We start from the raw sequence: 11830 nt of genomic DNA, 5'->3' as shown, positions 1-11830 counted from the left end.
AAAATAATTCGCAGCCTTTTTTATTTTGAGTTTTTAAGATTTTATTTGAAAACAAGAACGCTATAAGGTCCGTTTTGATTATCTTTTGGCAGAATGAATCTGATGTGCTGTTTGCCTTTATGGTAATCAACATAAGGTTCTTTTGTGATAATGTTACCTTTTCCCGTTTCTTTATATCCTGCATTTATAGCTGCGGAAAGAAATTTGTGGTAATCTCTTTGCTCAGGAAATTCACACTCAATTCTGTCCTGTGATTTATCTTTACTGTATACAAATTTTCCAATTTTAAATGTATGATCAGGACTTTCATATTCATTCAGCTTAAATTCTGAACTTTCTGTTTTATCATGAAAACTGTAATTGATCTTTTTCATTTCATTTTTAAACTCAGGCATTCCCAATTTGTTAAACTCTGCAAGCTTCTCCAATGTGAAAGTCTGAGCTGATACCTGAACGCCTAATATGATAAAAAATAATGACGCTAATAAAGGTAAAGTTTTTTTCATTTTATAATTTTTAATTTAACAATACAGATCTGTTTCAAAACAAGGATGAATAAGAATATTCGCTCCAATATGAAAATCATTCAAATTTAGAAATTTTATTTAAATAATTTTCTATTGAATTAACCTTTTATTTCGTTATTTAATAAATTATAAGGTCTGATACGGCTATTTAATAATTCTAATAAAGTTTTTGTTTCAACCTGCAGAATATCAGTCTGAATACTATATTTTATATTTTGAGAACCTGGCATCAGTTCTGCTGAAATTCTGTCCAACAGGCCGGGTTTTTCTTCCCGGAACTTCATCAGGGCACAGATATATTCAGAAGTTTTAATTCCATGATACTTCATATCTGATTCAAAAAAGAAAATGACCTCTTCAAAATTAATTGTTTTTGGTTTTCTAAGCACACTGTAAATTATAATTTGCTTGTCGCTAACCGTCAGTAAGGGCTTTCTTCTGAGCAGGAGCAGTAACGAAAAAATAATTCCAAAAAGAAAAAGTCCTAATCCGAGGCAAAGAACAATCAGGCTGAAATAACTTTCCCTGTAGAAATCAAAATACAGGAGAATCCAGGTAAAGACCCCTGAGATAACAAGCATTACCATTCCTCTTGTTTTGCTGGAATAAAAATGCACCTCATTCATATTGTATTGATTTTCGTTAAATATATAACTTTAAGAAACAGGCAGCCTAAAATAAAATGTACTTCCATGATTCAGGGAACTCTTCACTCCTATTTCTCCATGTTGTTTTTCAATGAAATTTTTTGAGATTGCTAATCCCAGTCCCGTACCATTCTGATGTTCTCCGGGAACCTGAAAATAGCGGTCAAAGATCTGACGGTGGTATTTCTCGTCAATTCCACTTCCGGTATCAATAATACTGAACTGAATGAAAGTATCTGATTTTTCTACCACAATTTTAATGTTTTCATCCTGAAAAGAGTGTTTCACAGCATTGGTCAAAAAATTATTCATGACCCAGACTGTTTTGTCAAAATCTGCAGATACAGCATCGCTGTCTTCCAGAAGGTATTCTGTACTGATAGCAATATTTTTCTGCTCAGCCAGTTTTTCAACATTCTTCACCGCAGTCTGCACAATTTCCTTAGGGGAGCATTTTTCTATAGTCAGTCTGATATTTCCGGATTCGACCTGAGAAAGATTAAGCAATTCGCCTGTGATGTCCAGTAAGCGCTGTCCGTCTTCATTAATGCTTTTCAACAATTCCTGCTGCTGCTCATTCAATTCCCCGAACTTTTGGTTTCCAAGAAGTTGTACACCCATTTTAATAGCAGAAATCGGGGTTTTCAGTTCATGGGAAATGGTTGCAATAAAGTTGGTTTTGGCAAAATCAAGCTCTTTAAAAGGGGTAATATTTCTTAACAAAATTACCTTTCCGATATTTTTCTTTTCTTTTTCTCCTGTTTTTATAATGTTAATAGGAATAATATCCTGTTCAAAATAATTTTCCTTGTTATCACGAACAATCTTAATAGGATCTTTTACAGGATGATCAATATTTTTCAGCAGTTCACGCATCAGGTCATTATTGACCGCAACTTCATGAGCCGTTTTTCCAATAATTTCTTCCTTGTGAAGATTGGTAATTTTCAGGGCTTCATCATTGATCATGTAGATAAAATGATTTTCATCCAGCCCAATCACAGCATCATGCATATTGTTGACCAGTGTTTCGATACGTTTTTTATCCATCAGCTGTTTGGAAAGCGTGCTGCTTTCATACTCCTGAAGTTTCTCCGCCATACTGTTGAACGATTCTGCCAGGCTGTTGAACTCTTCACTTCCTTTGAAATGAACCCTTTCACTATAGTTTTTATCAGCAATCTGTTTGATACTGAAAGTAAGCTGATTGATGGGCTCTGCAATGGTCTGGGGTAAATTAAAAAGCAGGATAAAAGCGATCAGAAAGCATACAGTTCCTAAACTTACAATCCAGAAAGTAGCATTTTCTGCCGTAATGATGGCAACATCACTTTTCCGTTCTATACCTTTCATATTTAAAGACATGATCTTGGCCAGATCTTCTCTGATTAGTTTTTCTTTATGGATATCAGGATCTTTCAGATAACTGTTAAAATGAAGATTCAGATTCTGTGTCGCTTCTTTTTCTCCAAATTCTGTAAGGTTCTTCTCCTGAAGTTTATTGTTTTTCTGAAAATCTGCAACTGCAACTGTACTATCTGTACTGATATTATCGAGAGCCAGAAACATATTTTTAGAAAATTCCAGACTGTTGTAATTGGCTGTGAGAATTTTTTCAGTATCTGATTTTAATTTATTGATATATACAGAACCTATCACTGAAAGCAGAACGATCAGTAAAAATAAAAGGCCCACGCCTAAGGTAAGTTTCGTTTTAAGTTTCATTACTTTTAAGATAAAATAATAATATCTATCTGTCTTTCATTCAGCCTGTTCATCAGGGTATAGATCCAGCTGTACCCAAACAGCCGCTGCCAGAGCCTGGCATGAGGTTTACCAATGCAGACCGTTGTAATATTATGGGCAATCACGTATTCCAGGATTCCGTTATGAACACTGCTTTCTTTGATCCGGACCACTTTGGCACCCAATTCCTGTGCTAAATTAAAATTATTAATTAAATACCGCTGTTTGTCCAATGCTATTTTTTCCGGATTTTCAGAAGGCTTCTGAATGTATAAAACAGTCCACGGACTGTTATAGTAACTGGCTAATCTTGCTGTTTTCCGGATAATTGTTTTAGCAATCTTTTCATTACTGCTGATACAGGCTAAAAATTTTATCGGTTTAAAATTTTCGGTTTTGATTTCTGTTTCCACCTTTCTTTCCACATGGGTGGCTACTTCTTTTAAAGCCAGCTCACGAAGCTGCAGAATATGTCCGCTCTGAAAGAAATTACTCAGTGCCGTCTGAATTTTTTCCTTTTTATAAATTTTTCCTTCTTTCAAACGGGTCAGCAGTTCGTCAGCTGTAAGGTCAATATTCACCACTTCATCTGCCAATGCCAAAACCTTATCCGGGACCCGTTCCGATACTTCTACTCCTGTGATTTTCTTTACCTCTTCATTCAGGCTTTCGATATGCTGGATATTCATGGCACTGATAACGTTGATTCCATTATCAAGAATTTCCAGCACATCCTGCCACCTTTTTTTATTTTTAGACCCTTCTACATTGGTATGGGCAAGTTCATCTACCAGAACTACTTCAGGATGTTCATTGATTATGGCCTGAAGATCCATTTCCTCAAGGTTCTTTCCCTTATAAAAAACTGATTTTCTTTCAATCTGAGGAATACCTTCTACCAAAGCTTCAGTTTCTTCCCGACCATGGGTTTCAATATATCCGATCTTTACATCAATGCCATTTCGCAAAAGGGAATGTGCTTCCTGGAGCATACGAAAACTCTTTCCTACCCCCGCACTCATCCCGATATAAATTTTGAATTTTCCTTTACGGGATTTTTGAATCAGTTCTAAAAAATCTTTTGCTGATGACATTGATTTTATTCTTTTTAATTTTACTTTAAACACTTTTTCCTGAGTTGATACTCATTTTAAAACCACACAGCTAAACTTGATGTTATAAAGAAATTTCCTTTTTTAAGATCCTCATTTTTCGCGAAAATGGCATCTTTTGAGGTAAAGCCTCTCGCTTCCGTACGGAAAACTACATTTTTGAATATAGCATAATCTACATTGAGAGAATATCCGAATGTCTGGAATCCATTAGGCGTTTCTGTACTGATAATCACACCGTTCTTATCGTTATAATACTCAAACCTTCCTGCCAGAGCCCATTTACTGTCCACCTGATATTTCATCTGAACATTCGGACTATACCAAATATTATACTGATCACTTCCTTTTGATTTTTGCTCAGCACCGATATCAAATCCCAGTATAGCAGAAAACTGATCCGTGATCTGGAAGCTTCCGTATAAATCATGGAAATAGCGCATCCTTTTGTCTTCTTTCGCCTTGTCATTTCCAATAAATGAACTACTGTTCAGGGTAATTTTATCATTGGGTTTATAGGTTACCTGATGTCCGAAGGATATACTCTGATTACCTTCAGCCTTAGCAATACGTTGCCATCCATTCAGGACCAGTCCGCTTATAAACCATTTCCCGTTATCTGAAGTATAAGAGATTTTAGCTCCGGTCTCAAAGTATGGAGAGTTCTCTGCGGCCAAACTTCTTGTCAGATTAACATTATCTTTTCCTATAGCACTTTCCCAGCCTATATGTGAAGGCATAATCCCTGCATCAATCCATAAGTTTTTATTTTCTGATATTCTGATTCCTACATTGGCTTCGTTCACATATCGCAACGCATCCTGCTCTGCAGCCATATTATCCTGTGCATAAGTTCCGGCCATTAAAGCTAAATTAGCACGGATATTTTCACTCTGGTAATTCGCTTTTACCAAGCCCAGATTCAGGTTTATTTCATTATGCCTGTTATATGAATATAAAAAGTTTTGACGTACATGATTACCCGGTTCATTAAAATCGTAAGTATAAAACAGTTCTGCATAAGCGGAGAATGTAACCTTATTCTCTGTTTTCAATGAATCTGATAACTGTGCTTTTGAAAAAAACATTCCTAAAACAGCACCTATAACTAGATATTTTTTCACTTTATTTAAGGTATGTTAATCATGTCAGAGTTTAAAATCCTGACATGATTATTTGATTATTAATTTATTATTTTAATTGATCCAAAGCAATATTAAGTGTCAAAACATTTACTTTTGACGGCCCGAAAAGTCCTAACAACGGCTTTTCAGTTTGAGTACTAATTAAGTTTCTGACCTGCTCTTCGGAAAGGTTTCTCACTTTTGCAATTCTTTTTGCCTGATATAAAGCTCCTTCTACAGAAATATCCGGATCCAGCCCGCTTCCACTTGCTGTAACAAGCTCTACAGGTACTTTTGTATTATCCATTTCAGGATTATCCATTTTTAAAGTGTCAATTCTTTTCTGTACGATCTCCAGATATTCTTTGTTGCTTGGACCTTTGTTGCTTCCCCCGCTTCCTGCTGCATTATAGTTGACAGAAGAAGGGCGGCCGTGAAAATATTTTTCAGATTTAAATTCCTGTCCGATATTGACATAGAACTTCTGCCCTTTATCAAAAATAACCTCTCCGTTTCCTTTGTTTGGAAGTATTTTAGAGCCTCCATATACAATTGCCAGATAAATTCCTGTTACCACCAGCATTACAAGCGTTAATCTGAATGCTGAAACAATATGATTTTTCATTTTTAAAATTTTAATAGAATAAACTGATTATCAGATCAATGATTTTGATCCCGATGAATGGAACAATAACTCCGCCCAAACCGTAGATCAAAAGGTTTCTTCTTAACAATGCACTTGCCCCGATCGGCTTATAAGCTACTCCTTTCAGTGCCAGGGGAATCAGGAAGGGAATGATCACCGCATTAAAAATAACCGCTGATAATATGGCCGTCTCCGGACTGTGAAGGTTCATAATATTCAGCTTCTGAAGGGAAGGAATGAAAGTAATGAAGAGTGCCGGAATAATGGCAAAATACTTCGCTACGTCGTTTGCAATACTGAAAGTCGTCAATGTTCCCCTTGTCATCAATAGCTGCTTCCCGATTTCCACAATTTCAATCAGCTTTGTAGGGTCATTATCCAGGTCTACCATGTTCCCGGCTTCTTTAGCAGCCTGAGTTCCGCTGTTCATCGCTACACCTACATCGGCTTGTGCCAGTGCCGGAGCATCATTGGTACCATCTCCCATCATCGCTACGAGCTTACCCTCCTGCTGTTCCTTTTTAATATAATTCATCTTATCTTCAGGTTTTGCTTCGGCAATAAAGTCATCTACACCTGCTTTTTCTGCAATGAATTTTGCGGTCAGAGGATTATCCCCGGTTACCATCACCGTTTTAACGCCCATTTTTCTCAGTCTCTGGAAACGTTCCTGAATTCCGGTTTTGATAATATCCTGAAGTTCGATCACTCCCCATACCTTTTCATTAACAGCTACTACCAAAGGGGTTCCTCCGTTTTCAGAAATTTTGGTGACAGCATCCTGAGTTTCCTGCGGGAAGATATTCCCGGCTTTTTCAGTCAGTTTTTTTATGGTATCGTAAGCTCCTTTACGGATTCTTGTTTCGTCAAAATCAATTCCTGAAGTTCTTGTTTCCGCAGTAAAATCAATATAAGAAGGATTTGAAACCAATAAATCTTCAGTTTTTAGGGCACTCAGTTCAATAATAGATTTCCCTTCCGGTGTTTCATCAGCTACAGAACTTAATGCAGAAGCTTTAATGAATTCTTCAAGCTGAATTCCGTTAGCAGGATGAAATTGTGTTGCCTTACGGTTTCCTATGGTAATTGTTCCGGTTTTGTCAAGCAACAGAACATCGATATCTCCTGCTGTTTCTACTGCTTTACCACTTTTGGTAATCACATTCGCTCTCAATGCTCTGTCCATTCCCGCAATCCCGATTGCAGAAAGCAGACCCCCGATCGTTGTCGGAATAAGACATACGAAAAGAGAGATAAATGCTGCTATGGTAATCGGAGTCTGCGCATAGTCTGCAAAAGGCTTTAAAGTAAGAGTAACAATAATAAATGTAAGAGTAAATCCTGCTAAAAGTATGGTTAATGCGATTTCATTAGGTGTCTTTTGTCTTGATGCTCCTTCTACAAGGGCGATCATTTTATCCAGAAAAGATTCTCCCGGTTTTGTGGTTACTTTCACTTTAATCCTGTCTGAAAGTACTTTTGTACCTCCTGTTACAGAGCTTTTATCTCCTCCGGCTTCACGGATCACAGGTGCACTTTCTCCTGTAATAGCAGATTCATCAATGGTTGCCAGGCCTTCAATAATCTCCCCATCCATAGGAATCTGATCTCCCGCTTCACAAAGGAAGATATCACCTAATTTCATTTCAGCAGACATTTTCAGGCTTATTTCTACCTGAAATCCCGGTTTATTATTAAGCACTAATTTGGCCGGAGTTTCTTCCCTTGTTTTTCTGAGGGTATCAGCCTGTGCTTTTCCTCTTGCCTCTGCAATAGCTTCTGCAAAGTTGGCAAACAAAACGGTGAAAAATAAAATTATAAATACTAAAAAGTTGTAGGAAAAGCTTCCCTGAGTTTTATCACCGGTAAGGCTGAACATGCTTACAATAAACATGACTATGGTTCCGATCTCCACCAGGAACATTACCGGATTTTTAAACATAATTTTCGGATTCAGTTTTACAAAGGACTGTTTTATCGCTTCGTTGACCAAATCTCTTTGAAACAATGCTTGTGACTGATTTTTCATTTTTTTGAAAGAATTTATATCATTGTAAATCAATAGTAACCATCAAGGTCTGCCAGATAATTGGGATAGATATGGATAATATTAAGTGAACGTTTCAGTAAGTGTCAGACTAGCTTCCTAACTTTTCGGCTTCCTTAATGGTTGAATATTGATTTTAATTTTTAATGTTCACATTTATTTTGAGAAATACTGGATCTGCTCTGCAATAGGACCTAGTGTCAGTGCAGGGAAGAAAGACAACGCTGCAATCAGCAATATCACTGCTAAAGTCATAAAACCAAAAGTTGCCGTATCCGTTTTCAGCGTTCCTGAACTTTCAGGGATATATTTCTTCTGTGCCAATAAGCCTGCAATTGCTACCGGTCCTATAATCGGAATGAATCTTGAGAGTAGCAGTACAATTCCTGTTGAGATATTCCACCATGGTGTATTGTCTCCGAGACCTTCAAACCCTGATCCGTTATTCGCTGCAGAAGAAGTAAACTCGTACAGCATTTCACTGAAACCATGAAAACCAGGATTATTCAATGTCTTTGCTCCAAATTCCGGCAAATAAGCTGTTAAAGCTGTTCCTGCAAGAATCAGGAAAGGATGGAATAAAGCTACGATCATCGCAATCTTCATTTCTTTCGCTTCAATCTTTTTACCCATAAATTCAGGGGTTCTTCCTACCATCAGACCACTGATAAATACAGCAAGAATAATAAAGATGAAATAGTTCAGGATACCAACTCCACAACCTCCGTAAAAACAGTTGATCATCATCGCAAGCAATTCATTCATCCCGGAAAGAGGCATCGTACTGTCATGCATTGAGTTCACTGATCCTGTAGAAATTACGGTGGTGGCAATACTCCAATATCCTGATGCTGCACTTCCGAAACGGATTTCCTTCCCTTCCATAGCTCCCAGACCGTTTTCCGCTCCCATTTTTGTAATCAGAGGGTTTCCTCCTGTTTCATTCACTATATTCGGAATAGTAAGTGCCAGAAAACCGACAGTCATTACCGTAAAGATCACCCATGAAAGTTTCCTTTTATTCAGAAAAAAGCCCAGTGCAAATACCAATGCGAACGGAATGATCATCTGAGCTACCATCTCTGTCATATTGGTCATATAATTGGGATTTTCAAGAGGATGTGCAGAGTTCGCTCCAAAAAATCCTCCTCCATTGGTTCCTAAATGCTTGATTGCAACAAATGCTGATACAGGACCTCTGGAAACATCTGCTTTCTGACCTTCAAGTGTTATGATATGGTCTTTCCCTTCAAAAGTCATAGGACTTCCGTTTATAGAAAGAATTAAAGCAACAATTACACTGATTGGAACCAGAATTCTGATCATTGATTTTGTGAAATAATCGTAAAAGTTCCCCAGTTCGATACTTGTTTTTTCTTTAAAAGCTTTGAAAAGAACAGCCATTGCTGCCATTCCCGTTGCAGCTGTGACAAACTGTAAAAACATCAGATAAAGCTGGCTCAGATAGCTTACTCCCGATTCTCCCGAATAGTGCTGTAAATTGCAGTTGACTAAGAATGAAATGGTCGTATTAAAAGCCAGATCGGGCGACATATTCGGATTTCCGTCAGGGTTTAAAGGAAGCCAAGACTGATTCAGCAAAAGAAGAAAGCCAATGATAAACCAGATCAGATTAATTGCCAGCATGGCATACATATTCTGTTTCCAGTTCATCTGGCGGGCAGGATTAATCCCTGAAACTTTATAAATTAACTTTTCAACGGGCTCAAAAACCGGATCAAGAAAAGTTTTTTTGTATCCATAGACATTAGCTATATATTTCCCTAAAAATATTCCGATAACTAATGTGATAGCAAACATTGCTATAATGCCTAATATTTCTGTATTCATGATGGATTAAAATTTTTCAGGTTTTATTAAAACATAACAGATATACACGAAGGCAAGTATTGAGAGGAAAAATAAACTCCACATAATTTATATTCTATCAAAAAATTCAACTGATTTATATAAAAGCCAAAACAACACTGCAAAAAGCAGAATTAAACTTATGAGCATCATATTTCAATCATTAAGGTTAAAAGAGTCAACAATACGTACGATACAATCAGCAGACTAAAAGTAGAGTGCTCCCGTTTTTTAAACGTTTTTCTAGAAATTGTCATTTTTAAATATTTTATTCAGAGACTATATGCCAAAAGAAAGTCCACTTTGAAAAACAAACACATAAACACATGATTAACAATTAATTAAAGTAAAATATTAAACTATATAAAAACAAAAAAGCCTATCAAAATGATAGGCCCATTATTAAAATGATAAAAAGTTTATTTTAATCCGTATTCTTCCAGTTTCCGGTATAGCGTGGCAATGCCGATTTCAAGTAATCGGGCAGCTTCTGCCTTATTTCCTTTTGTATACTGTAATACTTTTTGGATATGTATTTTTTCCAGTGATCTGATACTTAAAGAATCATTTTCAGGAACAGCTTTTTCCGAATAATGGGGAAGACTGTCCGCATTAAGGATATTGTTATCCATCAAAATCAAACTTCGCTCCACAGCATTTCTCAATTCTCGGATATTGCCTTTCCAATCGTTTCGTTCCAGTGCTTTATAATAGTCGGGATTTACCTGAACTGCTGTCAGATGAAGCTTATGTGAAAAGACATCTATAAAATGCTTGGCAATGGTTTTAAGGTCTTCTTTTCTTTCTCTTAATGGCGGAAGGGTAATCTCAAAGACATTCAGTCTGAAGTAGAGATCTTCTCTGAAATTCCCCTGCTTTATTTCATCTACCAGATCTCTATTGGTAGCAGCAATTAACCTGAAGTCAGATTTAGAAACTTTGGTTTCACCCATTTTGATAAATTCCCTGGTTTCTAAAACTCTGAGCAATTTTGCCTGAAGCTCTATAGGCATTTCGCCAATTTCATCCAGAAATAAAGTTCCTCCGTTAGCTTCTTCAATTAATCCTTTTTTGTCTTTTAAAGCACCGGTAAAAGCTCCTTGCTTATGACCAAAAAGCTCACTCTCCAGAATATCTTTACTGAATGCCGAACAGTTGATCGCTACAAAACTATTTTTCTTCCTGTCACTTCCTTCGTGAATAGCACTGGCAAAAACTTCTTTACCCGTACCGGTTTCACCTGTAAGAAGGACAGCAGCATCGGTTAAAGCCACTTTTTCAGCTAATTTCTTAGCCTGCAAAATGAGTGGTGATTTACCTATAATCTGATCAAAGCCCTTAGTCACAGCCTGCTGAACAACTTTTGATCTGTTATCTTTTACCTTATCAAGAGCCTTATAGACCAATGGGATAATTTTCTCATTATCATCTCCCTTAACCAGATAATCATATGCACCATTCTTCATAGCCTGCACTGCATCCGTAATATTGCCGAATGCCGTCATCAGGATGATCTCCAGCTGCGGATATTTACTTTTAATCGACTTTACCAGCTCTACTCCAAAAGCATCAGGCAGACGAACATCGCTCAGAACAACATCAAATTCATATTGCTCCAGCATCGTCATTGCTGAACGTGTTGTAGAAGCTTCTTTTACATTAAAACTCTCTTGGGAAAGGATCATTCCTAGTAATTTAAGGAGTTTGATCTCATCATCGATGATCAGAATGTTTCCTGACATTGTAATTATTTTTGGAAAACTAGTACAAACTTATTGAATTTATTCGAGGAAAACGGGGTAATAGAAGGAAATAGTTATTTGAATAAGTTATGAGTTATGAGTTATAAGTTTTGGGATATGGATTCAGGGTAATTGATGAATGGTGGGCTGTACTCATTGTCAATTCTTGCTAATGGCTCATGGCTGATGGCTTATAGCCTATTGCTTATTGCCTATTGCTCATTCACAGGGGGTATATAACAAAAAAATCCTTTATCATAACGATAAAGGATTTTAAAAATAAAATAAAAACTGGCGGCGGCCTACTCTCCCGCGTTAGCAGTACCATCGGCGCTGGTGGGCTTAACTTCTGTGTTCGGAATGGGAACAG

10 protein-coding genes and 1 rRNA gene are annotated in these 11830 nt (G+C 36.9%); all 11 read right to left on the bottom strand.

Going from position 1 to position 11830, the window contains the following annotated elements; all coding sequences use genetic code 11:
• Window positions 1-41: 41 nt before the first annotated feature.
• Entirely contained in the window at window positions 42-506 is a 465-nt protein-coding gene (locus DRF59_RS17420; protein WP_115963195.1) for a hypothetical protein, read from the bottom strand.
• 119 nt (window positions 507-625) lie between these two features.
• A complete protein-coding gene (locus tag DRF59_RS17415) occupies window positions 626-1153 on the bottom strand; it encodes an STM3941 family protein (RefSeq protein WP_115963192.1) in 528 nt (175 codons plus the stop codon).
• Window positions 1154-1183: 30 nt separating this feature from the next.
• A complete protein-coding gene (locus tag DRF59_RS17410) occupies window positions 1184-2899 on the bottom strand; it encodes an ATP-binding protein (protein ID WP_115963189.1) in 1716 nt (571 codons plus the stop codon).
• A 5-nt stretch (window positions 2900-2904) separates the two neighbouring features.
• On the bottom strand, window positions 2905-4014 hold the full coding sequence (locus DRF59_RS17405; RefSeq protein WP_115963186.1) for a sensor protein KdpD: 1110 nt from the start codon (window positions 4012-4014) through the stop codon (window positions 2905-2907).
• A gap of 56 nt (window positions 4015-4070) precedes the next feature.
• A complete protein-coding gene (locus DRF59_RS17400; protein ID WP_115963183.1) occupies window positions 4071-5120 on the bottom strand; it encodes a porin in 1050 nt (349 codons plus the stop codon).
• Window positions 5121-5223: 103 nt separating this feature from the next.
• Complete coding sequence (gene kdpC / locus DRF59_RS17395; RefSeq protein WP_115963181.1) at window positions 5224-5781, bottom strand: potassium-transporting ATPase subunit KdpC; 558 nt, start codon at window positions 5779-5781, stop codon at window positions 5224-5226.
• Window positions 5782-5791: 10 nt separating this feature from the next.
• Entirely contained in the window at window positions 5792-7831 is a 2040-nt protein-coding gene (gene kdpB, locus DRF59_RS17390) for a potassium-transporting ATPase subunit KdpB (RefSeq protein ID WP_115963178.1), read from the bottom strand.
• 174 nt (window positions 7832-8005) lie between these two features.
• Window positions 8006-9700 carry a potassium-transporting ATPase subunit KdpA gene (gene kdpA, locus DRF59_RS17385; RefSeq protein WP_115963175.1) on the bottom strand — a complete coding sequence of 565 codons (1695 nt, stop codon included), beginning with the start codon at window positions 9698-9700 and terminating at the stop codon, window positions 8006-8008.
• 6 nt (window positions 9701-9706) lie between these two features.
• The gene (locus DRF59_RS21310; RefSeq protein ID WP_077415921.1) at window positions 9707-9784 is read right to left on the bottom strand and encodes a potassium-transporting ATPase subunit F; all 78 of its coding nucleotides are present in this window, start codon (window positions 9782-9784) and stop codon (window positions 9707-9709) included.
• Window positions 9785-10137: 353 nt separating this feature from the next.
• Window positions 10138-11460 carry a sigma-54-dependent transcriptional regulator gene (locus DRF59_RS17375; RefSeq protein WP_115963172.1) on the bottom strand — a complete coding sequence of 441 codons (1323 nt, stop codon included), beginning with the start codon at window positions 11458-11460 and terminating at the stop codon, window positions 10138-10140.
• A gap of 289 nt (window positions 11461-11749) precedes the next feature.
• A 5S ribosomal RNA gene (rrf, locus tag DRF59_RS17370) occupies window positions 11750-11830 on the bottom strand; the annotation flags it as partial.

The organism is Chryseobacterium flavum (assembly GCF_003385595.1).
In the GTDB taxonomy this organism is placed as follows: Bacteria; Bacteroidota; Bacteroidia; order Flavobacteriales; family Weeksellaceae; genus Chryseobacterium; species Chryseobacterium flavum.
The sequence above is the reverse complement of the archived record's forward strand: the minus strand, read 5'-3'. Positions and strand labels throughout refer to the sequence as shown.

Bases quoted from the DNA above. Each gene is read 5' to 3' on its own strand.
- DRF59_RS17420 (WP_115963195.1), bottom strand. From the start codon at position 506: ATGAAAAAAACTTTACCTTTATTAGCGTCATTATTTTTTATCATATTA.
- DRF59_RS17415 (WP_115963192.1), bottom strand. From the start codon at position 1,153: ATGAATGAGGTGCATTTTTATTCCAGCAAAACAAGAGGAATGGTAATG.
- DRF59_RS17410 (WP_115963189.1), bottom strand. From the start codon at position 2,899: ATGAAACTTAAAACGAAACTTACCTTAGGCGTGGGCCTTTTATTTTTA.
- DRF59_RS17405 (WP_115963186.1), bottom strand. From the start codon at position 4,014: ATGTCATCAGCAAAAGATTTTTTAGAACTGATTCAAAAATCCCGTAAA.
- DRF59_RS17400 (WP_115963183.1), bottom strand. From the start codon at position 5,120: ATGTTTTTTTCAAAAGCACAGTTATCAGATTCATTGAAAACAGAGAAT.
- kdpC (WP_115963181.1), bottom strand. From the start codon at position 5,781: ATGAAAAATCATATTGTTTCAGCATTCAGATTAACGCTTGTAATGCTG.
- kdpB (WP_115963178.1), bottom strand. From the start codon at position 7,831: ATGAAAAATCAGTCACAAGCATTGTTTCAAAGAGATTTGGTCAACGAA.
- kdpA (WP_115963175.1), bottom strand. From the start codon at position 9,700: ATGAATACAGAAATATTAGGCATTATAGCAATGTTTGCTATCACATTA.
- DRF59_RS21310 (WP_077415921.1), bottom strand. From the start codon at position 9,784: ATGTGGAGTTTATTTTTCCTCTCAATACTTGCCTTCGTGTATATCTGT.
- DRF59_RS17375 (WP_115963172.1), bottom strand. From the start codon at position 11,460: ATGTCAGGAAACATTCTGATCATCGATGATGAGATCAAACTCCTTAAA.